The organism is Bradyrhizobium sp. USDA 4502 (assembly GCF_054063355.1).
Genome location: NZ_JBSSGF010000001.1, coordinates 3,516,297 through 3,542,062 on the forward strand (window position 1 = coordinate 3,516,297; position 25,766 = coordinate 3,542,062).

General features: G+C 61.1%; 22 protein-coding genes and 1 pseudogene. 11 read left to right on the plus strand and 12 right to left on the minus strand.

Annotation, left to right across the window (positions count from 1 at the left end):
* Positions 1–82: 82 nt before the first annotated feature.
* Genes phnY through psrA form a run of 3 tightly spaced genes read right to left on the minus strand, consistent with a single transcriptional unit; the run spans position 83 to position 3,961 of the window.
* Entirely contained in the window at positions 83–1,531 is a 1,449-nt protein-coding gene (gene phnY, locus ACVW1B_RS16215) for a phosphonoacetaldehyde dehydrogenase (RefSeq protein WP_456821786.1), read from the minus strand.
* A gap of 26 nt (positions 1,532–1,557) precedes the next feature.
* Positions 1,558–2,805, minus strand: coding sequence for a phosphonoacetate hydrolase (gene phnA / locus ACVW1B_RS16220; RefSeq protein WP_375166701.1), 1,248 nt, complete (start codon positions 2,803–2,805; stop codon positions 1,558–1,560).
* A 25-nt stretch (positions 2,806–2,830) separates the two neighbouring features.
* Complete coding sequence (gene psrA, locus ACVW1B_RS16225; protein WP_456821787.1) at positions 2,831–3,961, minus strand: iron-containing alcohol dehydrogenase PsrA; 1,131 nt, start codon at positions 3,959–3,961, stop codon at positions 2,831–2,833.
* 80 nt (positions 3,962–4,041) lie between these two features.
* Between psrA and ACVW1B_RS16230 the strand changes: the two genes are divergently transcribed.
* Complete coding sequence (locus ACVW1B_RS16230) at positions 4,042–4,950, plus strand: LysR substrate-binding domain-containing protein (protein ID WP_253609994.1); 909 nt, start codon at positions 4,042–4,044, stop codon at positions 4,948–4,950.
* Here ACVW1B_RS16230 and ACVW1B_RS16235 read toward each other — a convergent pair.
* Genes ACVW1B_RS16235 through ACVW1B_RS16250 form a run of 4 tightly spaced genes read right to left on the minus strand, consistent with a single transcriptional unit; the run spans position 4,919 to position 7,546 of the window.
* Entirely contained in the window at positions 4,919–6,085 is a 1,167-nt protein-coding gene (locus ACVW1B_RS16235) for an MFS transporter (protein ID WP_253608316.1), read from the minus strand. The two genes, ACVW1B_RS16230 and ACVW1B_RS16235, sit on opposite strands and share 32 nt — an antisense overlap.
* Entirely contained in the window at positions 6,082–6,504 is a 423-nt protein-coding gene (gene arsC, locus ACVW1B_RS16240) for an arsenate reductase (glutaredoxin) (protein ID WP_253608315.1), read from the minus strand. Before arsC ends, ACVW1B_RS16235 begins: the two co-directional genes overlap by 4 nt.
* Positions 6,501–7,187, minus strand: a complete 687-nt coding sequence (locus ACVW1B_RS16245; RefSeq protein WP_456823037.1) for an aquaporin — start codon at positions 7,185–7,187, stop codon at positions 6,501–6,503. The genes arsC and ACVW1B_RS16245 overlap by 4 nt, the downstream gene beginning before the upstream one ends.
* Positions 7,187–7,546 (minus strand): ArsR/SmtB family transcription factor, encoded by a 360-nt coding sequence (locus tag ACVW1B_RS16250; RefSeq protein WP_057020839.1) that lies wholly within the window; start codon positions 7,544–7,546, stop codon positions 7,187–7,189. Before ACVW1B_RS16250 ends, ACVW1B_RS16245 begins: the two co-directional genes overlap by 1 nt.
* A gap of 49 nt (positions 7,547–7,595) precedes the next feature.
* Here ACVW1B_RS16250 and ACVW1B_RS16255 point away from each other — a divergent pair, with 49 nt between their 5' ends.
* Positions 7,596–8,123, plus strand: a complete 528-nt coding sequence (locus tag ACVW1B_RS16255) for a DUF6428 family protein (protein WP_057020840.1) — start codon at positions 7,596–7,598, stop codon at positions 8,121–8,123.
* Positions 8,124–8,890: 767 nt separating this feature from the next.
* Here ACVW1B_RS16255 and ACVW1B_RS16260 read toward each other — a convergent pair.
* Together ACVW1B_RS16260 and mgtE are read right to left on the minus strand one after the other, a co-directional pair.
* Positions 8,891–9,211, minus strand: a complete 321-nt coding sequence (locus ACVW1B_RS16260; RefSeq protein WP_253608312.1) for a helix-turn-helix domain-containing protein — start codon at positions 9,209–9,211, stop codon at positions 8,891–8,893.
* 126 nt (positions 9,212–9,337) lie between these two features.
* Positions 9,338–10,759, minus strand: a complete 1,422-nt coding sequence (gene mgtE / locus ACVW1B_RS16265) for a magnesium transporter (RefSeq protein WP_253608311.1) — start codon at positions 10,757–10,759, stop codon at positions 9,338–9,340.
* Between the two features lie 84 nt (positions 10,760–10,843).
* Here mgtE and ACVW1B_RS16270 point away from each other — a divergent pair, with 84 nt between their 5' ends.
* Together ACVW1B_RS16270 and ACVW1B_RS16275 are read left to right on the plus strand one after the other, a co-directional pair.
* A complete protein-coding gene (locus ACVW1B_RS16270; RefSeq protein ID WP_456821788.1) occupies positions 10,844–11,659 on the plus strand; it encodes a polysaccharide deacetylase family protein in 816 nt (271 codons plus the stop codon).
* Between the two features lie 96 nt (positions 11,660–11,755).
* Positions 11,756–13,135 (plus strand): polysaccharide deacetylase family protein, encoded by a 1,380-nt coding sequence (locus tag ACVW1B_RS16275; protein WP_456821789.1) that lies wholly within the window; start codon positions 11,756–11,758, stop codon positions 13,133–13,135.
* A 23-nt stretch (positions 13,136–13,158) separates the two neighbouring features.
* On the opposite strand, the gene ACVW1B_RS16280 is transcribed toward ACVW1B_RS16275, so the two are convergent.
* A protein-coding gene (locus tag ACVW1B_RS16280) for an IS5 family transposase (protein WP_256558577.1) occupies positions 13,159–13,916 on the minus strand; the annotation gives its coding sequence in 2 pieces (ribosomal slippage) (positions 13,159–13,580 and positions 13,580–13,916; 759 coding nt in all).
* A gap of 80 nt (positions 13,917–13,996) precedes the next feature.
* Positions 13,997–14,371, minus strand: a complete 375-nt coding sequence (locus tag ACVW1B_RS16285) for a hypothetical protein (protein ID WP_456821790.1) — start codon at positions 14,369–14,371, stop codon at positions 13,997–13,999.
* Positions 14,372–15,378: 1,007 nt separating this feature from the next.
* On the opposite strand from ACVW1B_RS16285, the gene ACVW1B_RS16290 reads away from it, so the two are divergent.
* From ACVW1B_RS16290 to ACVW1B_RS16320, 7 genes and pseudogenes are all read left to right on the plus strand, one after another.
* Positions 15,379–15,612, plus strand: coding sequence for a helix-turn-helix domain-containing protein (locus ACVW1B_RS16290; protein WP_456821791.1), 234 nt, complete (start codon positions 15,379–15,381; stop codon positions 15,610–15,612).
* 34 nt (positions 15,613–15,646) lie between these two features.
* A complete protein-coding gene (locus tag ACVW1B_RS16295; RefSeq protein ID WP_456821792.1) occupies positions 15,647–16,537 on the plus strand; it encodes a restriction endonuclease in 891 nt (296 codons plus the stop codon).
* An 80-nt stretch (positions 16,538–16,617) separates the two neighbouring features.
* A pseudogene (locus ACVW1B_RS16300) lies at positions 16,618–16,959 on the plus strand (esterase/lipase family protein); the annotation flags it as partial.
* A gap of 45 nt (positions 16,960–17,004) precedes the next feature.
* Positions 17,005–18,195, plus strand: coding sequence for a peroxide stress protein YaaA (yaaA, locus tag ACVW1B_RS16305; protein ID WP_456823038.1), 1,191 nt, complete (start codon positions 17,005–17,007; stop codon positions 18,193–18,195).
* A 13-nt stretch (positions 18,196–18,208) separates the two neighbouring features.
* A complete protein-coding gene (locus tag ACVW1B_RS16310; RefSeq protein WP_456821793.1) occupies positions 18,209–19,270 on the plus strand; it encodes a hypothetical protein in 1,062 nt (353 codons plus the stop codon).
* Between the two features lie 864 nt (positions 19,271–20,134).
* Positions 20,135–20,881, plus strand: a complete 747-nt coding sequence (locus ACVW1B_RS16315) for a response regulator (RefSeq protein ID WP_456821794.1) — start codon at positions 20,135–20,137, stop codon at positions 20,879–20,881.
* A gap of 171 nt (positions 20,882–21,052) precedes the next feature.
* Positions 21,053–21,571, plus strand: a complete 519-nt coding sequence (locus tag ACVW1B_RS16320; protein ID WP_456821795.1) for a hypothetical protein — start codon at positions 21,053–21,055, stop codon at positions 21,569–21,571.
* A gap of 217 nt (positions 21,572–21,788) precedes the next feature.
* Here ACVW1B_RS16320 and ACVW1B_RS16325 read toward each other — a convergent pair whose 3' ends face one another.
* Positions 21,789–25,706: an AAA family ATPase gene (locus ACVW1B_RS16325; protein ID WP_456821796.1), complete on the minus strand. Its 3,918-nt coding sequence runs from the start codon at positions 25,704–25,706 to the stop codon at positions 21,789–21,791.
* Positions 25,707–25,766 lie beyond the last annotated feature (60 nt).

The window sequence follows — 25,766 nt, forward strand, 5'->3', positions numbered from 1 at the left end:
CCTCCCCTGATTGATTGGTGATTGCAGTCGGCCGCCGCGTTGTTCTTGTTGTCCGCGTGCGGTCCTCGTCGAACGCGCTGCTCTAGACCGGCCAGGGCAGCGAGTAGGTCTTGACGTTGGTGAAGCTCTTGATCGCCTCCTGCACGCCTTCCTTGTAGCCAAGGCCGGAATCCTTGATCCCGCCGAACGGTGACATCTCGATCCGGTAGCCCGGCACTTCCCAGACGTTGACGGTGCCGACGTCGAGCTCATTGACGAACCGCGTGATGTAGTCGAGCCGGTTGGTGCAGACGCCAGACGACAGGCCGAACGCGGTCGCGTTCGAGATCCGGATCACGCTGTCGATGTCGTTGGGCACGCGGATGATCGGGATCACAGGTCCGAAGGTCTCCTGCATCACCAGCTCGCTGGTGTAAGGAATCCGGTCCACCACGGTCGGCGGATAGAGCGCGCCGTCACGAGCGTTGCCGTGCAGCAGCTCGGCGCCGTCAGCGACGGCGGCGTTGACGCGGCGCTCGAATTCCTTCGCCGCGCCCTCATGGATCACGGTGCCGACGTCGACCATCGGGTCCATCGGGTCGCCGCATTTCAGCTTGCGCGCCTTCTTCAGCACCAGCGCGGCGAAATCGTCGGCGACCGCCTCGACGCAGAGGATGCGCTTCACCGCCGTGCAACGCTGGCCGGAATTCTTGGTGGCGCCGGTGACCGCGAGCTCGGCCGCCTTGTCGAGGTCGGCGTCCTCCATCACGATCAGGGGATCGTTGCCGCCGAGCTCGAGCACCAGGCGCTTGTAGCCCGCCTTGGCGGCGATGTGCTTGCCGACCCTGACCGAGCCGGTGAAGGTCACGAGATCGGCGTCCGGATCGGTGATCATCGCATCGCCCATCGAATGCGGATTGCCGGTCACCACCGACAGCATCTCCGGCGGCAGCCCGGCTTCGTAGAGCACGTCGGCGAGCGCGAGCGCGGTCAGCGGCGTCAGCTCGGTCGGCTTCAGCACCACGCGGTTGTTGGTCGCGATCGCCGGCGCGATCTTGTGGCTCACCATGTTGAGCGGATGGTTGAACGGTGTGATCGCCGAGATCGCGCCGAGCAGCGGGGTGCGCGTCGTGAAGATCTTGCGCGCCTTGCCCTGCGGGCTGATGTCGCAGGAGAACGTCTCGCCGTCGTCCTTGATCGCGAGCTGGCCGGCAAACGAATAGACGTCATAGGCGCGCCCGGCCTCGTAGAGCGAATCCTTCCAGCACAGGCCGGACTCGGCGGTGATCAACCGCGCGAATTCCTCCTTGCGCCCGGCCAGGATCTCGGCGGTGCGCAGCAGGATGCGCTGGCGCTCGTAGCGCGTCAGCTTCGGCTTGAACGCGGCCGCCTTGGCGAAGGCGCTGCGCACATGCTCCGGCCGCGCCGCCGGCACCGTGCCCACCACCTTGTTGGTGTAGGGACTGAAAACCTCGACATGCTCGTCGGTGTCGACGAGGATGCCCGCGATGCGCATCTGCTCATGGCGAACGGCCGGGCTCTGGATGTTCATGGCACTGTCCTTGGGGTCCGAATGCGTCACTGGATGCGGTTGAGCGCGACGTCGAAGGCGTCGAAGTTGCGCAGGGCGTGGCCGGCGGGCAGCGCGATCTTGCGGTTGGCGATCAGCGGCACCCGCTCCTCGGTCAGTCCGCCATGCGAGCGCAGCGGCTCGGTCAGGCCCGACAGATCGTGACGCGCCTCGCTGGTGCCGAGCACCTTGTGCCTGGTCGAGATCACGACGATGTCGCCGATCCGGTCCGGCGGCAGCTCGAACCTGGCGCAGGCCTCGTTGCGCGTCAGCGCGACCTCGATGCCTCCCGTCGCACGCAGCCGCGACAGCAGCGTGTCGACGTTGGCGCCCTCCGGCGTGTAGATCGTCGCGAACGAGCCGAGCGAGCCGTGATGGGCGACATAGGGATCGGTGATCGGCAGGATCACGCGTGCGGCACCCGTACCCGTCCAGTCGTCCATGACGTCCTGGAGGTAGATCACGTCGGGCTTGCCGTCGGGCAGGAACTTGTCGTTCATGCCGTGGTCGGCGGTCGCCACGATGTTGCAGCCGAGCGCATCGAGCTTCGCGAGATAGCCGTCGATCATCGCGTAGAAGTCGTTGGCGATCTTGGTGCCGAGCCCGACCTTGTGCTGGATGTAGTCGGTGGTCGACAGGTACATCAGATCGGGACGGTAGCGCTCGACCAGCTTGACGCCGGCCGCGAACACGAAGCGCGACAGATCGGCGGAGTAGACCTCGGGCAGCGGCAGGCCGACGAAATCGAGCACATCATCGATGCCGTTGGCGGCCTTGGTGGCCTGGTCGGCCTTCTCCGACGAGAACGCGATGGCGCGGCCGCTGGAATAGTCCAGACCGTACGCAAGCAAGGTGCGCAGCTTGTCCTTGGCGGTGACGGCGGCGACCTTGTAGCCGGCGTCGTGGACACCGGCGAGGATGGTCGGTGCGCGCAGGAACTTCGGATCGTTCATCATGACTTCGGCGTTGTTCGCCGTGTCATAGAAGTAGTTGCCGGCGATGCCATGCACCGCGGGCGGCCGTCCGGTGATGATCGAGAGGTTGTTCGGATTGGTGAAGCTCGGGATCACGCTGGCGGCATGGACATGCGCGCCCTCCTTCATGAAGCGCGCGAAGGTCGGCGCGACGCCGGCCTCGATCGCCCGCTCGATATAGCCAGGCTCCGAGCCGTCGAGGCAGATCACGACCGTCGGCCGCGTCGGCGCGTCGTAACGGCGCCCGTTGACGGTGATTGTCTTGCGATTGTCTTGCATGATACCTCTCCTTGTCACTGCGCCGCCGTCACGCGTTCACCGCGCTCGGCATCCGCTGCGTCTGCGCTGCCTCGATCAGCCGTTCCTTCGACCCTAAGAAGTTGCGGCCGCGCTCGCCCTCCAGCGAGTCCGCGATCAGCGCGTGCCATTCGGCGCGCTCGATCCTGTAGGCGGCCGGATTGCAGGAGATGCCGAGCCGCGCCATGAAGTCCTCGAGATCGTCGGCCGCGCGCGAGAGGTCGGCGCCGAAGATCTGCCTCAAGCTGTCCTCGCAGAGCCCGCCTGCCCCTTTGACGCTGCGCAGCACCATCGGCAGCGAGAACGAGCAGGCGATGCCGTGCTGCACGCCGTGCCGCAGCGTGATCGGATAGGACAGCGAATGCGCGATCGCAGTCTTGGTGTTGGAGAACGCAAGGCCTGCGAACAATGCCGCCTGCGCCATGCGGCTGCGCAGCTCGAGATTGCCGAGGTCATTGGCGAGCTTCGGCAGCACGTCGAGGATGCTGCGCGCCGCGGCCACGGCGTGGTTGGCCGACACCGGGTTGTTGTTGACGTTCCAGATGCTCTCCAGCGCATGCGACAGCGCGTCGAGCCCGGTGCTGATGGTGAGGAGTTGCGGCTTGCCGAGCATCAGGCACGGATCGATCACCGCGTGGGTCGGATAAAGCGACGGACGCGCCAACGAGTATTTCTTGCCGTTGGCCCCGTCCCAAACGGTGCCCCAGCAGGTCACCTCGCTGCCGGTGCCGGCAGTGGTCGGCACCGCGATGATCGGGATCGCCGCGAGGCGCTCGGCGCCCTGCTGTGTCTCCAGATAGGTTTTGACGGTCGCGAAGTCACCGCCGGCGGCCGCGAACACCTTGGCGGAGTCGATCACCGAGCCGCCGCCGAGCGCGACGATCACCTCGGGCTGCCTCGCGAGCCCGGCAAAGCGCGCGGTCTGTTCGGTGAGCAGGCGGTAGTCCGGATTGGGCGCGACGTCGCGGATGGTCAGGACCGACGGTCCCGCCGCGGCGCGTAGCCGCCGCTCCAGCTCGTCGAAGACCGGCTCGCCATAGGTCACGAGCGCGTAGGCGCGCTTGCCGATCAGTCCCGGCAGCTTGTCGAAGCTGCCGGCTCCGAATTCGATCCTCACCGGGTTGGAATAAGTCCAGTCCATCAGCGCGTCCTCCGTTTGGCGCGAAGGTACGGCGCCGGCTGCTATTGACAAATTCATTCTACGGATGCGTTCTATTGATTATGTCAATAGTGTTCAGCCAGCTGCGCGCCTTCCATGCGGTCGCCGCCCATGGTGGCTTCACCGCGGCCTCGCGCGTGCTCAACGTCGGCCAGCCGACATTGACCATCCAGGTCAAGGAGCTGGAGGAGAGCTACGGCGTCGAGCTTTTGATCCGGAAGCCGCGGCATACCGAACTCACCGAGGCCGGCGCCGCGCTGTTCGAGATCACCCGCGGCATCATGACGTTCTGCGACGAGGCCCACGACCTCCTGGCCGCGCACGGCAAGGCGACCAAGGGCCATCTGCGGGTCGCGACCGTCGGACCGTTTCATGCCACCGAAATCATCGCGGCGTTCAAGCGCGATCATCCGGAGGTGCAGATCTCGACCCTGCTCGGCAATTCCGAACGCACCTTCCGCCACATCGTCGACTTCGAGGCCGACGTCGCGATCCTGGCGGAGGTGCCGGAGGATCCGCGCGTCACCATGATCCCCTACCGCACGCACCGCGTGATCGTGTTCGTCAACCGCGACCATCCCTGGTTCAAACGCAAATCGGTCAGGCTGCGCGAGCTGGCCGACCAGCCTATCGTGCTGCGCGAGCGCGGCTCGACCACGCGGCGCGCGTTCGAGGCGACGATGCAGGCCGAGGGCATCAGGATCGAGCCGGTGTTCGAGATCGAGAGCCGCGAGGGCGTGTGGAAGGCGGTCGAGCGCGGCCTCGGCATCAGCGTCGTCGCCGACTTCGAATTCGTGCCGCATCCCAACCTGCGCGCGCTGGAGATCAGCGACCGCACCATCAAGACCCAGTACAGCATCGCCCATCACAGCGGGCGCGGTCATTCCCCGATCATCAAGGCGTTCATCGACACGGTTCGGCGGATGAAGGGGCGTGATGCTACCGCGAGGGGGTCTTCGGCCCGGCCTTGAGTGCGAACAGCGCCAGAAGCGCGGCCAAGCTCAGAGCCGATGTGACCGCAAGCGTGTAGCCACCGAGCGGCGAGATCAGGAATCCGAATATGAGGGGCGCGAGGGCTTGAGACAGTCGCGACGGCGCGCCGAGCAGTCCCAGGCGGTAGCCGTAATCCTTCGGACCGAATATCGCCAGCGGCAGCGTGCCGCGCGCGATGGTCAGGATGCCGTTTCCGGCACCGTGCAACAGCGCGAACACCCCCGCGAAGCCACCGCCGAACAGACCGATGACGCAGGCGCCCAAGGGATGTGTGATGCAGGCCAGGCGCGCTGACCAGAGCGGATGGAAGCGCTTCAGCAGGCTCGCTTCGACAATGCGTGCCGCCACCTGCGCCGGGCCGATCAGTGCGCCCGCCGCGATCGCCTGCGCCGGCGTCGCACCGAGCGACTCCAGAATTCGCGGCAGATGAACCGCCATCGCCGACGTCACGCTCCAGGCGGCGGCGAAGGCAAAGGCGAGCAACACCATCGCGCGATCGATGGCAATGTGCGGCTTCGGCGTGTCGGCCGCGATCCGATGCTCCCGCTTTAGCCCGGGGATCAGGAGGCCGTTGAGCGGCAAGCAGATCAGGATGTGCGCAGCGGCCCAGCCGAAGCAGGTCCAGCGCCAGCCGATGGTTGCGAGCCCCCACGCACTCAGCGGCCAGCCGATCGTGCTGGCAAAGCCCGCGATCAGGGTAATGCCGGTGATGGAGCGACGGGCGGCGTTGCCGTAGATGCGCCCGAGCGCCGCGAAGGCTGCATCATACAGGCCAAGACCCATGCCGACGCCGAGCAACAGCCAGCTCACCGCCATCAGCACGCCGCCCTGCGACAGCCCGAGCAGGATCAGACCGGACGCCAGGATGAGGTTGGACGCGCAGAGCACTTCGCGTCCGCCCATCCGGTCGATCTGGCGGCCGACGCGCGGACCGAGCAGCCCGGAGATCACGAGCGCCATCGAGAACGCGGCGAACAGCCAGTTCGTCGAGATGCCGAGGTCCCGCGCGATCGAGTCCGCGAGGATGGCAGGCAGATAATAGCTCGACGCCCAGGCAAGGGTTTGCGTGGTCCCGAGCGCAACAATCAGGACGTTGTCTGCACGGCGGCTCATCCGGCGCGCGCACCCGGCGTCCTGGACGGAACCACTTCTCCGTCTTCCTTGACGAACTGGCCAATGTCCGTGGCGAGAAGGTCAAGCACGACCTCGGACGGCCGGCACAGTTTCACGCCGTTCGGCGAGACCACGATCGGCCGATTGATCAGGATCGGATGCGCGATCATGAAATCGATCAACTCGTCGTCGCTCCATTTCGGATTGGCAAGGTCGAGCGCTGCATAAGGCGTGCCTTTCTCGCGGAGCAGCGCGCGGGGCGTCATGCCCATGGCCTTGATCAGGGAGATCAGCGTGTCGCGCGCGGGCGGCGTCTTGAGATACTCGACGATCTCCGGCTCCTCCCCGCTTTGGCGGATCATGGCCAGCGCGTTGCGCGACGTCCCGCAAGCGGGATTGTGGTAAATCGTGATCGTCATCGGATTGCTTCCATCTTCGTTTCGCTCTGCCGCAGGAGCCACGTCATCAGCGCCAGCGCGGCCATCGCCCCCAGAATCTCGGCGACGATGAATCCCGGCAGGTCCTGCGCGCGGATACCGGAAAACGTATCGGTGAATGATCGCGCGATGGCAACGGCTGGGTTGGCGAAAGACGTGGAGGCGGTGAACCAGTAGGCGGCGGTGATGTAGAGCCCGACCAGCCATGGGATAGCGGCCTCGCGAAACCGCACGCCACCGATGATCGTTGCAACCAGTCCGAACGCGGCAACGAATTCCGCAAACCACTGCGGGAACCCGGTCCTCGCCTTGGCGGAGAACTCCAGGAGCGGCAGGCCGAACATGGCATGCGCGATCATCGCACCCAGGACTCCCCCGAGCACCTGCGCCGCGACGTACTGCGCGGCGTGCGGCGGGCGGAGCTCGCCCTTGAGCGTGAACACCAGCGTCACCGCCGGATTGAAATGCGCGCCGGATATCGGTCCAAGGATCGTGATCAGCACCACCAGGATGGCACCGGTCGGCAGCGTATTGCCGAGCAGCGCCAGGGCCACGTCCTTGGTCAGGGTTTCTGCCATGATGCCGGAGCCGACGACGGTCGCGACCAGAAGCAACGTGCCGAGACATTCCGCCACAAGGCGCCGTGGCAGATCGAAATCGCGCATCACGCACGCGCCTTCTTCTTGCTGGTGGAAGGCTTGCACTGGGCGGCGGCGAGCGCCGGCGCGCAGATCTCCGGGTGGCCCGCGCAGCAATCCTTCATCAGGAAGGCGATGAGGTCACGCAAACCGGTGAAATCCGCCGAGTAGATGATCGAGCGCGCCTCGCGGCGCGGCACGATCATGCCGGCGTGCTCGAGGTCCTTCAGATGGAACGACACGTTGGATGGCGACACCTCGACCGCCTCCGCAATCGCCCCCGCGGCCATCCCCTCGGGACCCGCCTGGACCAGCAGCCGCACGATCCGCAGCCGCGTTTCCTGCGACAACGCGGCGAAGGCGGTTCGGGCTTGACGCTCCTCCATCTTTCGATAATCCTACAATTCAACAATCGTTGAAATGAGGATAGCAGCCATGGACACGCTTGCCAATACCCGTTCGATCGTCGGCGCCCTGCTTCCGGTGGAAGAGCTGTCATCCGCGGCCCTCCTTTCCGGCCTTGAGGCGCACAAGGAGAAACCGCTGATCTTCAGCTACGACGGCCGGGACGTCCGCCCCAGCTACCACGTGACCGAAGTCAAGACCGGTTCGTTCAGGGCGCTCGATTGCGGCGCGAACCCGGAGAGCTGGAGCGAGACCTTCATTCAGCTCTGGGACATCGAGGAGGAAAACCGCGGTCACATGCCGGCCGGAAAATTTCTTGCGATCATCCGCAAGGTCGACGAGGCCGTCGGCTTCGACCCGCAAGCCCGGCTGACGTTCGAGGTGAGCGACGGTGTTCGGCCGATGCAGATCTATCGCGCCGAACGCATGGATGCCGGCGACGCGGCGATCCGCGTCTATCTCTCGGCGCGTCCGTCGAGCTGCAAGCCGCGCGACCGATGGCTCCAGGAACAACAATCCTGCTGCGCACCGAAAGCCAAACAGCCGTGCTGCGGGTGATGGATGCTTGAACGCCTGATATGGCCAGACGTGTCACGCGGATTGGCGCTCGCGGCAAGGCTGCCCGGAAATTGCCGATCACTGAGTTGCCCGACAGGTCAAGCCTCCGAAGCAAAAATATTTCGCTTTATCCGAAGCGCAACTCAGTGTATGAATAACGCGTCTCACCCGATCGAGGGGCGCTGCGCATCGTCACGGGTGTTGCGGTGAGATGCGGAGGACGCGGCAAGCGCAACTGACGAGTGCGCATGATGCGGACGGCGAAATCGTGCAGGCCTGACGCCCTAGCGGCAGGTGTCCTCTCGCAAAGTGCGCAAGCGTTTGCGAGGGCGGCGACAAAAAAGCCCAGTCTCGCCGGGGAGAGCACGTATAAGCCGTAACCCATCGCGCAGGGAAAGCCGGGTTGTTTCCGGTTACACCTGTGGTCCTACCCCCGAGCTTTCTACCTTTTGCTCGGGGCCCATGGGTGCGATCGGCACCCGGCTTTCCCTGCGCCCTCTGTTCAAGAGAGGGCGGAACAAAAAGCAAAGCTCGGGCAGATCATGTCGCGAGAATGCGAAAGTTTGACTCCCGGTCGTGCAACACACTCGCTGTCGTCCCTGCGAAAGCAGGGACCACCACAGATCGGCATTGTCGCGGGATGGTTGAACGACGAGTCCCGTTCACAACACAGGCCGCGGAGTATGGGTCCCTGCTCCCGTGCGCAATTGCGCACTAGGCAGGGACGACACCGAGATTGCAGCGATGATGGAGCGCGCCCTACCCGCTCAAGCCGCCGTCGGCTCGCTCGACAGCGCGGCGAACACCGTCTCCGGCGAATGGGCGATCACGGCGAGCAGCGCGCGGGCAGGTCCGCGTGGCGCGCGCTTGCCCTGCTCCCAGTTGCGGATGGTTTCCACGGGCACGCCGAGCTTGGCGGCGAATTCCAGCTGGGTGAGCTGGGCCCGGCGGCGCAGATCGCGTACGGCCGGCTGCGCGGCCGCAGGCTGCATCGCCGCCCGGTCGGGATGTGCGGGCACGAGCGGGATTTCCTGCCCGTCGCGCAATTCGACGATCCGTCCGTCCGCCTTGAGCCGCAACCGCTGCATGATGGCCCCCGTGATGGCCCCTTGGAGATAGCGGCATCATCGATGAAGCGCGTTAAGTTCGGATTAACGATAAGCGGCCCGGCGCGGCTCGCGCCCGAACCATGCGCCGCCCTACCCGCGAGCGCGTTACTTGAGGCCGAACCACAGCGTGGCGATGCCGAGGAACGAGAAGAAGCCGACCACGTCGGTGACGGTGGTGACGAAGGTGCCGGAGGCGACCGCGGGGTCGGCCCGCACCCGTTCCAGCACCATCGGGATCAGGATGCCGCCGAGCGCGCCGGCGACCAGATTGCAGATGATCGCAAGCCCGATCACGATGCCGAGGCCGGGGATCTTGAACCACGCCACCGCGGCAACGCCGGTGATGACGGCAAAGGCGATGCCGTTGACGAGCCCGACCATGGTCTCGCGCAGCACCACCCGCATCGCGTTGTACGGGCCGAGCTCGCGGGTGGCGAGCGCGCGCACCGCGACCGTCATGGTCTGGGTCGCGGCATTGCCGCCCTGGCTCGCCACGATCGGCGCCAGCACCGCGAGCGCCACCATCTTCTCGAGCTGGCCCTCGAACAGACCGAGCACCGACGAGGCCAGGAACGCGGTAGCGAGATTGACCAGGAGCCAGTTGAAGCGGCCGCGGGCGATGGTCCACACCGTGTCGGACAGCTCTTCGTCGCTGGTGACGCCGCCGAGCGCCTTCAAGTCTTCGTCTGCCTCCTCCTCGATCACGTCGACGACGTCGTCGATGGTGATCACGCCGACCAGCCGGTCGATGGTGTCAACCACGGGAGCTGCGACCAGGTTGTACTTGCCGAACATCCGCGCGACCTCTTCCTGGTCTTCCAGCGCGGAAACCCGGCGACGGTCCTCGTCGATCAGATCCTTGATCGGGACCGGGCGGCGCGCGCGCAGCAGCACGTCGAGCGGCACGGCGCCGAGCAGGTGCTTGTCGGCATCGACCACATAGATTTCGTAGAAGCGATCCGGCAGGTCCGGCGTGTCGCGCATGTAGTCGATCGCCTGCCCGACATTCCAATCTGGCGGCACCGCGATGAACTCGGTCTGCATCCGCCGGCCGGCGGAATTCTCCGGGTACAGCAGACTGCGCTCGATGTCCTCGCGCTCGGCCGCCGGCAGCTTCTCCAGGATCTCTTCCTGGTCCTCCTCGTCGAGACTCTCCAGGAGCTCGACGGCGTCGTCAGATTCGAGCTCGCGGACGCCCTCGGCAACCGTCTCCGGCTCGAGTTCCTCGAGGATCTCCTCGCGGACGGTCTCGTCGACTTCGTTGAGCGCCGAGAAGTCGAAATCGGTGCCGGTGATCTCGACCAGGGTGACGCGGTCGTCCGGCTCCAGCGCCGCGATCAGGTCGCCGAGATCGGCCTCGTGCAGTTCCGCCACCACCTCGCACAGCAACGGCCGGTCGGCGGCGTGGATGGCCCGGGTGATCGCCGCGACGAATTCGCCGCGGAGCTCGCCCTCCTCGTCCCGCATCGGCATCCGGGCCAGCGGATCGGCCTCGGCGGGTTCGGCAACGTCGAAATTCTCGGCCATGCCGTGTTTCGCCGGTTTGACAGGAGGGGAAAAACTGGTTGGATGAGTGCGGAACGGATTACCTAATCGGTGGGGCCCAGTGCAATGAGAAAGATGTCGAGCGCACCGCGACCGCTCCGGAAGGCTTTCGCGGCGCTGGTCGCGCTCGCGCCTATTGCACTGTTCGGCTCGGCGCACGCCGCCGAATGCCAGCGCAAGGACGCGCTCGGCACCTCACGTGTACTCGAGGTCGACCCCGCGACCTATCCGCGCGTCGGGCTGAAGAGCTTTCCGCAGACCCTGCCGCTCAGGGATGGCGAGGTCGTGCTGACCTTCGACGACGGACCGACGCCGGGGGTCACCGACAAGGTGCTGACGGCGCTGGCGGCTGAATGCGTGCAGGCAACCTTCTTCATGGTCGGCCGCAACGCGGCCGATCATCCCGATATGGTCCGCAAGATCGCGCGCCTCGGCCACACCATCGGCTATCACAGCTGGGACCATCCGCATCTCAACAAACTCCCGCCGGATCAGGCCGAGGCGAACATCAACCGGGGGATCGAAGCGGTCCAGAAGGCCCTGCGCGGCACCGAGAGCAAGATTCCGAGCACGCCGTTCTTCCGGTTCCCCTATTTCGAATCGACACCCGCCCTGCTGGACCACCTGGAAAAGCGCGGTATCGCGGTGTTCGGAGCCGATTTCTGGGCCAGCGATTGGAACAAGATGACCCCCGAGGAGGAACTGAAGCTGCTCACCGGGCGGCTCGAAGGCCACCGCAAGGGAATTGTCCTGCTGCATGACCCGCAAATGCGGACAGCCGAGATGCTGCCCGCCTTCTTGAGGTACCTGCAGGAGCATAAATACCACGTCGTCCACGTCGTCCCGGCGGCGCTGAAAACCGTGTCCGACCGGACACATTGAACCCGGGACGCTAGGTGGATTACAGACCGTTAAGGCGGCATTCATGGCGCCGCACCTAAGGATTCGTCAGTGCGTTTGGAATGCGGCCGAGATTCGATGATTGCAAACGTCCTGGTGATGATCCGGAAGCGGTCGCGGACCGTGGTCCGCGCGGCGCTGCTGGGCTGCGGCTTGATGACTCCGTACGCCGCCCTCGCCGCAGACTGCCCTAACCCCAACGCACTCGGCACCTCGCGGACCCTCGTCGTCGATCCCAAGGAGCATCCCCGGATCGGCACCATGCAGTATCCGGAGACCTTGCCGCTCGCCGATCACGAAGTGGTGCTGACCTTCGACGACGGACCGCTGCCTAAATACAGCAACCAGGTGCTCGCCATTCTCGCCAGCCAGTGCGTCAAGGCGACCTTCTTCACCATCGGCTCCCAGGCCCGGTTCAATCCGGAGGGCGTGCGCAAGCTGATCGCGGCCGGACATACCGTCGGCACGCACAGCCAGAACCATCCGCTGACGATGAACAAGATGCCGCTCGAGAAGGTACGGCAGGAGGTTGACGACGGCATCGCCTCGACGCTCGCCGCCCTCAACGGCGACAAGAGCAAGCTCGCGCCGTTCTTCCGGATCCCCGGCCTGATGCGCGCCGAGATCCCGGAGGCCTATCTGGCGTCCCAGGGCATCCAGGTCTGGAGCGCCGACTTCCCGGCGGACGACTGGCGCCACATCTCGCCGCAGCGGGTCTATGACCTCGCGATCCAGCGGATCGAAGCCAAGCGCAAGGGCATCCTGCTGCTGCACGACATCCAGCCGCGCACCGTTGCGGCGCTACCGCGCATCCTCAACACGCTGAAGGAGCGCGGCTACCGGATCGTTCATGTCGTGCCTGCAACGCCCGATCGCCCGGCGACGCCGACCCAGCCGCAGCAATGGTACCTGCATCCACCGACCGAGACGGTGGCGACCACGCGCTGGCCCAAAATTCCGAACTTCGTGTTCACCGCGACGCGGGCGCTGCCTGCCCCGGTGTTTGCCGACATGGATTGGCGCGATGCCGACATCCTCGACCACGCACAGCGCACCCGGGTCGCGATGCCCGTCCGCACGCTGTGGCCGCAGCCCCAGCTTGCGCCGTTCGCATCCGTCCCGACATTGCCGGTCCCGGCGCCCGACGTGTTCCGCGTTCCCGAAGCGCTCGACCTGACCCTGCTCGCAGCTCGATCGGCGGCCAATCGCCGCCTCGTGCAGCGTACGACAATTGGCGTTGGCGTATCGCGCGCGCAGGCGTTCTCCGCGCGCCAGGCCAGGCATCCGAAGCAGGCTGCGCATCAGGGGCCCGCCCCGGCGCACGGCCGAGGCCACGGCGCGCCCTTGCATGTCGCGCCGCCGGCTGCCGACAACGCGTCAGTCCACGTCGCCAATAATGTGAAGAAGCGTACGCCGCGCGCCGAGGCGGCGGCGACCGGCAGGCGCGTGCCTGATTGACGTGATCTAGGACGAATCCACATTCAGCGGAGCCAAATGCAGATTGCGGCGAGGTGGACGAATGCGAGGAAGTAGTCTGCTCGTCGGTCATATCGCGTGGCAAAGCGGCGGAAGTGTTTGAGCTTGTTGAAGCAACGCTCGATGCGGTTGCGTAGCTTGTAGATCGTCTCGTCATGCGGGATGGGGATCTTACGAGAGCGGGTTGAGGGGATTACCGCTTCGGCGTTCATGTCCGCGATGGTCGTGCGTAGATCATTGTTGTCGTAGGCCTTATCGGCCAACACGGCCTCGGCCTTGAAGCCTTCGAGCAGGGCTTTTGCGGTGAGGTTGTCGTGTCGTTGTCCGGCGGTGAGCATGAAGCGCAGCGGCCGACCGAGGCTGTCGCAGAGCATGTGGATCTTGGTGGTCAAACCACCTCGGGAACGCCCCAGTTCCTGAGTTTTGGCCCCCCTTTTCCGCTCGCAGCCTGCTGGTGGACACGAACCAGAGTGGTGTCGAGCATCAGGTATTTGTTGTCGCGATCCTTGATCAGCTCGGCAAACACCTTCTCCCAAACGCCAGCCTTGGCCCAGCGGGTGAAACGCGCGTGTACGCTCTTCCACTTGCCGTAGCGCTCCGGCAGGTGCTGCCAGTAGGCGCCGGACCGCAGAACCCACAAAACCCCGTTCACGAACAGGCGATTGTCGACACCGCTGCGGCCGGGATCGCCCACCTTGCCTGGCAGCAGAGGCGCAATCCGAGCCCATTGCGCATCACTTAGCTCATAGCGCTTCACACCCATCAGCACGCTCCGAATCAAAACGTCCGGAACGCATTGATTCAGCATCATTCAGCTATGGGAATCCTGAATGTGGATTGGTCCTAGCTGGCCACGATCTTGGCGACGCAGAGCAGGATCACCAGCGCCAGGAAGAAGATATCGATATAGGATTTGATCTCGCCGGCATGCCTGAGCGCGGTGACATTGGCGACGATCTGCCTGCGCGAGGCGACAGCATTGGGCCCCTCGCCGGCCGCCGCGGCGAGCCGTCGCGTCTCGCCCTCCAGGCGCTCGATGCGCTGGAAGAAATAGAACGAGCGCAGCCCGGAAAAGGCGTGCATCGCCGCATAGACCAGGACCAGAATTGCGACCGTCGCGCGCTGCTCGTACTTCTCCAGAAGGTTCAGCGTGAAATAGACCAGCCCCAGGAACACGAAGTTGGAGACCACACGGTAGGCGTAGCTCGCAAAGATCATCAGGCGCTCCGGTAAGGCAAGCTTGCAGCCGCGCGATTGGGGGAAAGCGGTCGGCTTCGGTCGGCAACACCAAACCGGTAAGGCCATGCATCCGCGAATCTACCTGACCGGTGTTACATGACCGCATCGACCTGCACCTCCACGTCACCCGCCTGCACTCGTCGGACCTGCCTCCGGAGGCACGGGCCGGCATAGCCGGCGAGCGGCCATGCTCCGAAAAGTCCAGCGATTTCAAGGATCAGCTGAGGTGTGGTGCGCTCGGAGGGCGTTCGCATTTGATGCGATTTCAATGGGTTACTGAGGCCAAGAACGAATTGAGGTGCATTTCGTGGATAAAGGTGCCTTTTGGCCCAACCGCTGAATAAGAGCCCTGCCCTTTACGAGATCAGGTTGGCCCCGCCGCTCATAACGGTCTGGTTGCAGGGTCGAGTCCTGCCGGGCCCACCAATAAAATCAATGACTTAGGAATTTCCAGTTTTCAGGGGACCAGTTTGGGGACCAGATTGGTTCATCGTTCGTTCCGCCAACTTATTCGGAAACGGCGCAGCATTCTTTAGTTGTGTTTTACTTATTCATGTACTTTACCGCGACGGCTTCGGCTCCTCGGTGACTCAGTTCTATTCGAGACGAGCGCTAACAAGTTGGCCAGAGCAATTTCGCCAGCATCCGTCGCGCTCACATTACTCGACCGTTCAACATCCCTGCCCGACAGCTTCTTTGGGATCACGCGGCATCGCTCGCGCATTTGAGCGATGGCACCGAGTGTAGTGAATAGCTTTCCGGCAATAAGTTCGACTTCGAGTCGTCCCTTCGCGATCTCTCTCCTAAGGCCTGCGACGGTGATCCCACCTGCAGGAAAGGCAAGCCTCACCGCGGCCTCTAACCTCAATGGCGTACTGTCTGAAAAGTCGCTCGCTGATTGATCCACCTGATGGCCCCGGCATTCTGAGAATGCTTGAATACTATAGTCTGTAGCTCTTTAGTATTCAAGCCAAGACTATCGGGGTGTGAAAAACCCCAACGTAGCATTCGGAAGAAACATTGCGTCGCTAAGGAAATCTGCTCGGCTCTCGCAGGAGGAGCTAGCGGAACGCGCGGCTATTCACCGGACCTACGTGAGTCAGATCGAACGAGGACTGAAATCGCCGACCATCGTCATGCTCTTTCGGTTAGCGCGAGCGCTTGATACAACTCCAAGCAGAATCATAAAGCAATTAGAAGCTGACATTAGTTCGGGCTAATTGGCGTCCACATCGCGAAATTGAGGTCCCTGCGATGGCAAAACTTTCTACAGTCGAATTGAAGCTCATCGACAGCCTGTTTGGGATGTATGGTGGCTACGTACTCAATTTTAGCAACAAGACCTTCGCATCGTTCTTCTCGCAGGATATCGGCATCGACATCTACGACGAGGCTTACGCCATACACGGCAATTCGAAAGGCAAGCGATTGTGGGCCTTTTTGGAGGTCGGTCAGACCAATGCGATTATTAAGGCAATGCATGCTCTGTGGGAGATTCGTGAGACGGAGCGCATGGAGCGCGGCGACGAGGAGAAAGTACCGCAAGGCAGAGCCAGGCTCAGCGCGCTGATCGTGAGATTAGGCGGACGACCGCTTGCTGCCGATCCGATAATTGCCCCCCCGGTATCGCCGGCGAAACTGATCCTCCCGAGCGAGAACAGACTGGGCGCATTGGAGACCGAGTTCATGGCGCTAACCCAGATGCAAGAGGCTCCCCAGCAACGTGGCTTTGCGTTCGAGCGATTTCTAAAAAGCTGGTTCGATACGTGGGGTCTTGACGCACGCGCATCGTTCCGAACCAACGGTGAACAGATCGACGGCTCTTTCCAGCACGACGGTGCAACCTATCTCGTCGAAGCCAAGTGGCACAATAAGCCGGCTGACGCGAACATGCTTCACGGTTTCCAGGGTAAGTTGTTCGAGCGCCCCGATTGGACGCGAGGGCTTTATGTCAGCTACGGTGGCTTCTCAGTGGAAAGCTTCGACGCATTCACGGCACGTCGTCTCATCATGATGGACGGGACCGACATCTATTTCGCCCTTAATCGACGGCTCGATTTGGGGCGGATCATCGCTGCGAAGGCGCGACATCACAGCGAGAAGCGACAGCCATTTGCCAGAGTGACGGATATCTTCCCCTGCTAGGACAGGCTCCTCCTTGACGGCCCTGCTTCGCCAACCAGATACATCGAGCGCAATTTGGCGCAAACCACGTGCGGTAAACAATGACTGGACTAATCGTATTCATCCACGGCTTCCGAGGCGGAGAAGAGCATTGGAAGTATGTTCCTCAAATAGTCGCTCCCGCATTCGGGAGCTTCGAGGTCAAAAGTCTCACCTACAGTGCCGAATACAATAGCTTCGCGGACATAACACGCAGCGCCGACCAAATTCTCACTACAATCAAGGCTGAGCACGCAAGCTCAGACCCCGTCTTTCTCGTTGGCTATAGTATGGGCGGGCTCGTAGCTCGCGAAATTTGCTTACGGCTATTGGAGGACCCTGCAGAGAAGAAGTGGCTCCAAAAAACGCGGGGGGTAATCACGGTAGGTTCCCCCCTTTGCGGCCTTCAAGGCGTGCTTCACTACGGGAGCAAGCCGTTCAGCGCTCTGTTGTCGGAGAAGGTCCAGCAGGTCAAGGATGGTGAGTTTGTCTTCGGTCGCTATAAAAAGGCGATCGAGGCTGCGAAAGAACAAGGGATAAACGGTCCCAAACAAATTCACATCGAGATCGAAAATGATGGGGTGTGCGCTCCGCATGATGTCAAGCTGTACAGCTCTGACGACCGTAGGCACGGAGTAATACCAGGCACTCACACAGACTTCATTCCCACGAAGGACGACGAGTCGCGGCTCGCCAACATAATCATTGAAATAGTTAGATCCCTTCACAGCGCCCTGGGGCCAGCGATAGCAGCGTTTAAGTCGGATTCCGACAGCAAGTTGCCTGACCGTCTTTTGCTGATCGCGTGTTCGCATGCGAAGCGGACGGGTGGTGATAAGGCGTATGGCGGCCCCGGAGCGGCCAATTGGATTTCCGATAAATCAGTGCGGGACAAGCTGCTTTCGAACAGAACGCAGGTTTTTAGACTTCTGAAAGATGCCGGCATCGATAACGGCTTCGAAACTGCCGAGAACCGGCTTCACGAGAGCGCAAATAGAGGTCTTCAACGAGGACCTGACTTCGGAGGAGTAGAAGAGGCCAACGGGGCTTCCTACCTTCCTGCATACCAGCGGTACTCTGGAAAGAGCTATACTCAAATCGACAACCGCGCGTGGGATCATTACTACGCGAATAACCAACATAAACTTTGCGTACTGATCATGTCCGGGCTGTATGGGCTCTTAGAGGCATCCGAATGGATACAGGAATACGATATCCATTTGACCGACCGCGTGCGCGATACGGGAATGCCGCTCACCGGACTTTGGCGAGACTTTTTCACGGAGTTGCTGGTTGGCTATGTCAAGGGCGCCCACCGCGCGGGCAGGAAAGTACAAATCGTCAATTGTCTGTGTGACACGCACTACGTCGACTCGATAAGGTGGCGCGACCTTCCCCCAGAGTCATCCGTCTACCATCTGGCGTCTCCTGAATATGAACACAAAACCCTGCTGCCACTTGCAGGCACGGTGAGCAATTCGTTGCTGATGGATCCGGAGCGATTGGACAAGATCGAGCGTACCACGCGAGAGAAGAAGGTTCTCTATTCGATTGCCGATTTCGGCCAGCCCCCTGAAACGCACGCTCGCACGCAAATTGCATTCGAGTCTCGGATCGGTGATCTGAGGACAACAGACTAAGCGCTGGTCCATAATGCGACGCACTCAAGAAAAGCCCGTTGTCTGGCTCGGACAAAGTGTAGACACGAGCAGCCTCTGTTCTTCGTACCCAGAACTTCGAGACAGCAATTTTCTTACAAGCCTCGGGTGCGCGATCAGACGTCCTTCTTTGGTGAAGACCCACTTCAATGGAGGTTTACGCCGGAAACTCGGAGTGACAGGCCCACTAATGCTGGATTCCGGAGGCTTCGCCCTGTTGAATAATCCACAGGCGAAATGGACTGCCTCCACTGTGGCGCAGCTGATCGACGAGGTCAGTGCCGACGTTTATGTGAGCCTCGATTTTCCTCCTGTAGCGTCCGATACCGAAAATGATCGGCGCCACAAAATTGTACGATCATTCCGAAGCTACAGGTTTTTGGAAGATAGATTTCGGCAAAAGATCATTATGCCCGTCGTTCATGGGCGGACTGACCGCGAAATTGAATACTCGATTGAGTTAATTGCCAGAACGAACCGACAGCCCTCGTGGATCGGGCTTGGCGGGATAGTCCCGTTGCTTCAGCATAGATTTCTTAGTGGGGATGTCTTGAGGATCGGGGCAGAGATTTTCATTGCCACTGCTCTTTTGAAAATCAAGCGAGCCTTTCCAAAAGCGAAGATCCACGCATTCGGTGCTGGCGGCACTAGGACATTTCCGGCAGTTGCGCACTTCGGAGCCGACTCGGCGGATTCTATTGGCTGGCGACAGGCAGCTGGATATGGCTCGATTTTCCTTCCCCTGAAGAGCCAACGAGTCATCACTTGGAGGAAAGCGAGTAGCCCACCTAGAAAATTGCTAAATGATGCAGATCGAAATTGGCTTGCAAGTTGCGTGTGTCCAGCTTGCAACGATCGCGGCTCAATTCGGCTGCGACTAAGGGCTCTCCGTCAGAGCTTTGAGAAGCGATCCATTCACAACGCCTGGACAGTGCGGACGCAGCATGAAGCTTGGCCTAAGACGCAATCCGACTTTGAACGGCTTATCGCGGGAGGCGAGCTTGGCCCGAACTGGGCTCGGGCCCTAGAAAAGACGAGGGCGATGGGACACCACTAGAACGCAAGCGATATTGCTGACACGCAAGATGATCACGAAATGAAAATGCACGAATGCAAACGAAACGAGACAAAACACCACGATTTGCATTTTGGCCAGAAAATGCAAATCTGTAATTAGTTAATTTTATTGATCTTTTTAAACCTGCGCGAGAATGGCCGCTCATAACGGTCTGGTTGCAGGTTCGAGTCCTGCCGGCCCCACCAATGAGATCAATAGCTTACCAGGATGGCGTGTTCGCCTGCGGACCGGTTCGCGGACCGGCGAGATTGGACCTCATTTCAGGAATCAAAATCAGGCAGGGCACGTTGAAATATCAACGACCAACGCTCCACACAGCATGCGCCAAGACAGGATTAGCTAGCAAACGTACTCCGGAAATTTTTGGTTACATCTCCCAGAACTGAGCAGCTACCGTGAAGGACCACCTACCCCAGGTTTGGCTCTATCGAATTCGCCCTGCGACGCCTAGATGACGACACGTCTTCCTAGTGATTGGCCAGCCGCTGTCCGAAAGAGCAATCGTGCCCGTGTCCGTCGAAAGCTAACGCAAATGAGATCGATACTGCGCTTCCACTAACGACAAGCTTACTATGCTGCCGACGCCGTACGCCGATGGGATCAACCTTTCCCGCGGCGGCGCCGCCGCCCGATGCGACGGGATCTCCGAGGTGGATCAGATAGCTTCGCCGCATTCACAACGGCGGCTTTCCCCGAGCAGGAGACGGAGACCGATCGGCAGCGCAGCGAGCCCGAGATGGACGATGCGATAGCCTACTAGCGCCAAGCCCCTTCAATGGGGGCTTTGCCGCGAGATTGTCTTTCGCACAACCCTTGGTAATCTGCGGCTCCCGGGGGGTTTCTATGGACGCTTTCATTCGCCTTATTGAGGCGGTCGCCAAGCTCGTAGGAGCATTTGCATGGCCGGCTGTCGTCTTGGTTATTGTCTGGTGGTTTGCCGACGCCTTCAAACAGTTTCTTTCCAATATATCTGAGGGGTCGTTCAAGGCCTTTGGCTTCGAGGGAACGGCAAAGCGCAGCGTCCAGGAAGCGGTCGTGAGCGCCGACCTGACAAAACAAGCCAATGAGCCTTCCCAAATCCGGCATCTCCCACAATCAGTCGGAAAGTCGCTGAGCGCCGCGGATTTTGCTGCGCGTCTGCTTCTGACCCCTCATCATTCGACCGATCGACGACGCCTCCTCTGGGTAGACGATCAACCGACAAACAATGTCCTCGAGATGAGGGCACTTGAAGGACTTGGCTTCACGATTGACATGGTCGTGGATACTGACGAGGCTTTGAACGACATTTCGAAAGTGCAGTACGACGCAATCATCTCTGACTCGTCTCGCCCAGGTGATCCCGACGCAGCCAAGACCCTCGTAAGACGGCTGCGAGAACGCGGCAGCGAAACGCCTGTGATCATCTACAGCTCAAACGACTCGGAGCAGTTTGCGTCGGAGATGAAGGACACCGGGGCGTTCGCAGTTACGCACCGGGCATCTGACCTCGTCAGACAGGTCGCAGAGGCTGTCGCGCCTCAGGGCTTTGCGCGGAGCAGAATCCGTGACTGGATCACTCGCGTCCGCCACATACGCTCGTCGTCTTAGTGCCTGCGGGCGGCCTCCATGGCCACATCCAGCTCAGTCACCTTAGATACCCGAAGGGCCGAGACCCTGCGTAGCCTTGTGCGAAACAGAGGCTCGGTGAGCGAAGCGAATAGAGCCCGTTTCCGGCGAAGCCGGATGCCCCCAATAGTTGTTATGGGTCGCAGGAATCGCGTGCTGCTGACAGAATGGAGGATGGATCTCGGGAAGATAAAGGCTGAACTCGATGTCCTGCGCGAATTCATAGACTTCGTGAACCGGCAGGTCGGTGTCTATTGCGATTGCTTGGTCGGATTTCAGGGAAACAAGGCGCGTATCGAGCGGCAGATGCCCCGGGTGCAACGGCCTACCAACCGCCGCATTGTCGATGGCCAACCCGTCATTACCTGGGCGAGTGTAGAAGATGATCCCAGCAGTCCCGACGTGCTGCATCATCGCATCATTCGGGCGGATGAATTCATGAAGGTCAATTCCGAGGCTGGCTTCAACGAGCAGCAGGTCTGCTGGGCGATCGTGGTATTCATCTTTGCGACATGGGACGAAGAGACGAGGCCTCGCATAGCGCGCATTCGCGGTGTTGAACCGAATGCTATCAGGATCGACGAAATGGGCGATCTCCGCACCCTGCGCAGGCGATCATTCACAACGGTGGCGTTGTCACGGCGTCCGAACATGCAAAGCTCAAGGTCATGACTGACATGGCTCAGCCGGAAAAGCCGCTAACGTTCAATCACGACCAGATGCACGCGCTTCTTGTGCACGTGAAGCGGGCTATCGGCAGACTTATTCTCGAACATACCAGGCATCTCCCCGTCGTACCTGACGCGGACTCCATCGTCGGCATTGCTATCTCAAACCATCGGTGACGCGCTCTAGGTCCACGCGTTGTCTTTCGGCATATCCAGCACCACTAGGCATCACCTGGAAGTTCATTCATGTCGAAGTCGACAAGGGTAACGCGAACACCGAGGATGGCGTTCTGAATATCTGTCAGGCTGGTCGGTTGTTGTCCGTCGGCAAATCCTGACAGCAGTCGCCGTGCAAGATCGACAGCCGGCCTTGCATCTGCGGACCTATCTTCGGCGGTAAATATAGTATTCAACTCAGCAAGAAAACTAACGCTTAGAGCGCTCATTTTGGATGGCTTCTCGGAAACGATGGACCGAAACCGGTCGAAAGCGCTCTGCGATGTTTGACCGGCGCGCTGGATATATTGGAGCTCCACGTCGTGCAACTCCTTTCCGCTCAACAATTCCCGCGCGGCGTAAAAGGAAAGCATGTTGCCAAACGCGTCTTCAAACGCCTGTAGTGCTACTCCTTTGAAGCAAGCAGCGTCCAGCTTCCCGCACCACCTCGATTCAAATTCACGCGCCGGAAGCAGGCCTACCGAAGACAGCACCTGCATCGCACAGGAAACAATCGCTCTTCCGTTTATCAGGGGGGCAATCATCAAGGAACTCAAGTGCTGACTTTCGGCTTGAAGCGCGGCTACGTGCGATGCAATCCATCCTAGAAACTCAAGATAAGTTTCGCATTCTACAAGCATGGCCGCCTCACAATCAGGCCACGCGTTCTTACCCGGAGACGAGACCCCCACCGTGGTAAGCACCTTCATGTTCCCGGTGGACAGTTCCCGGTCAAGCCGCTCCTTGGTTTCTGAAAACTTGCGCGTGCGCTGCGCGTTGGTCCTCTCGAAAGCTCTGCTAAGTCCCACACCCTTCGGCCAAGTCTGGTGCGACGGCATGAGTATCAAAGACGCCGGGACTCCTCCCTGCTTACTGAGGGCACTAAAAATCATACAGAGCTTATCTGCGGTTTCCTCGATCTGGGTTAGAGCGTCATCCGGTGCACCGCCAACGTAAGACCAACGGCGATCCTCCCGACTTTTCCTTGCACCCTTTGCGAGAGATTCCATATCGGATGCGAGGAGATAACCATCAACCTTCGGGTCATACATCTTCCGGCACGCGGCCACGACATCGCGGATAAGCTCGCCCGTCGGATTGGATAGTTCGGGATTCGTGTTCAGGCCAAGCGCCACTTCTGGCTTGTCCGTTGGAAGACGTGGGAAAAAGTCTTGGAGTAGGTCCAAGGCTTTCAATTCGGCCTCCTTACGCGAGGTAAGCTTACGTCCTCGGCATCTCCGATCGGCGTGGAGCGCCAACTGGCCGGCCGCGATAGCGACACTTTCCTTGAGGCGATGCATGCCATCGGTCGTCGAGCCAGCCTCGTACCGAAGCGCCACGGCATAGAGCAGGAGGCGATTCCATGTAATGGTCGCCTGGCTTGAACTGTTCCGGCGAGGAAAGCTCTTCACCCCGTGAGAGAAGCCGTTGATTGTGACTGGCAGCCCGGTCATCTGAACAGGGCGCGACGTTACGCGCTGGGCGTCCGGACACAGCGCCAGTATGCGGGAAGCATATTCGAATACGATCGGGTCGGGCTTTTGCGCTAATTCACCTTCAACAGCCAGAAGATCGGCTTCTAGCTCCTGAGCACCATCATCCACCTGACGCAATATGGGACGGATCGCCCATGGCGTAGACCGCCACAGCTTGTCGATCAACGCGTCACCGCCCCCAAGCTCGGCGACCATCAGCTGCACAAGGTCTATCGAGATGTCTTCGGCAATCATGAGCGCCGCAGCGGCTTCGGAAAGATCGACGCTCTCTAGCGTTGCCGACAGCACACGTAATAGGGCAAGCTTGCTGCCCAGATCCAGGCCAGCCAAAGACCGCAACAGCGCAAATGTCAGATCATAGGAATCAATACGGGCAAGAATGTTCTGAAAGAGGGTATCATCAATCGCCGACAGAAGGTCACGGCGAAAATCCTTGCCACGATTGGCTTGAAATTCGTCTCGCACGTTCGCGAGCCTGCCGAGCGGACCTTCTTCATACTTCTCATCGCCCATCACCATCACGACGGCGATCAGGAAATAAAAGCGCGGTTCAATCCCACTCTTGTCGGCAATTCTCTTGAATGTATCAGCGTCCCGATCAAGTGCGCATAACTTAAGCCCCTCAAGCGCGCCGATAAGGACAGGCGGCTCTTGATTAGCCTGCAACCGTTTGACGGCTGCCGAAACGATTTCGACCTCCGTAAGCTGCCCTAACCGCATGGCTGCAGCCGTCAGTATCCGGAGCCCTCCTGCGCTGACCACAGAAAGAGCTTCCTGGCGTGCATCGGCGGCACTCCCCGGCGCCAGGGCAAGGCATGATTCGAAAATGCATTGCGATCGGAGTTCATGCAGGCCAAGGATATCGTTCTCTCCGGTGCGGCGAATGAGGTGCTCGTCGATCAGCCGCTGCAAGGCGCGCGCGCATTCAGCCGGCGTTAGCTTCAAATGATCCGCAAGGAGCTTTGTGCTGATACTGGCTCCTAATGAAGCGGCTGCGCTTGTGAGCCTCAGCACTTCGAACTCGTGATCACGCTTTTCGTTGAGCCGTTGCCGCACTTGATCAGAGACCACCTCACTGAGGCGTCGGCCTTGCGTCAGAATATGGGCAAATTCGAGCAACAAGCCCTGCGATTGTTCAAGCGGCTCCTGCCATGACAACCAGCCCGTCGCATTTTCCTCCTTAAGCTGGCGCCACATTGCCTCGGCAAACGCGGCGTCTAGCTCGGGTCGGATTTTGGTGAAGTGCTCGATCCCGGGCAGGATCGCTAGATTTTCCTCGCGCGCCGTGACGACAACAAACACGTGCGGCATAGAAAGGCTGATATCGACCGCAGATTTCCACGGCGGAGCGCTCGCCCCACCTGCGTCATCCAGAAAGAGAACGACCGGGCTGGACGCGGTCGGCGCCTGCGCAAACAGGCTCCGTCGCAAGCTTTCATAAACGTCTGTTGTCGATCCTCGGAGTTGTATCCATCGAAACGCATGGCGGGTCTCAAACGCGGCCATCAGGGCAACAGCGCTTTTGCCGGTGCCGGATGGGCCCGTGATCAGCACACGCCGGTTGCTAAAGACGGCTTCTATGACGGCGTTAACCTCGGCATTGCGAGGAAACGTAAGACCGGCGGCAACGTGGCCAGCCTGGGTTGATACGCCGAGGTAGTAAGCAGACTCAAGGGTGGGCGTGCCGAAATCTATGTGCTCAGCGACGCCGCTACGGAATGCGGGTTCGATGGCGCTCCAGTCGATGAGGGACAGGACGCTATCGATCTCTTTATCCACCTCACCGGCCGTAACGCGGGCGCGCTTCTCAAAAGTCGCCGATGCGTTGAAATCGGCTCTGCTGCCCATGAGTGCGATAAGGCTGTGCGCGCAGCTTCGGGCGGCTGCCAGCGGCACCTTCTTTTTCTCGGCAATTACGCGCGTGGCCAGGTCTACCGGTGCGATCCACGTAATGAATGTGCCGTGGGATAAAATCTGACTGACTATGCCCGTATCGACTATGTTTGCGGCGATCGACGGCTGAAACCTTGCGGCCAGCGCTGGGTCACCCGCAATTCGGCAATCCCAGTCCTCGAAGGATTGACCGCCAAATCTCCTGTCGATCAGGACAGCCCTGATCGCCTTACCCGGTTCGGCCTCCAAAAAAGGGAGCGGTGGGTTCGCAAGAACCGCGGCGATGTCGGCGGTCGAGAATTCTCGATCATCGCTCGTCTTCGACTTCGTCTGGACATAGAGTTCGCCGTCGCCGGACTCGATGACGAAGTCGTCGAACCCCTCGGGCACCACCGCGTTGCCCCGAATGCGTCCCGCCCAGCATAGAACTGCCGCAGTGGCCGCGGCGGCATCCTGAAAGCGGAAGCCCCGCCCAGCGCGGGCGCCCGAGCGGCTACGCTTCCAAAGTTCTTCGGCATCGGCGATCCTGGTCATTGCATTCCAACAAGGGGGGCATCCACCATGGCACAAACGGTCAGCGGCCGCATCGCTGCC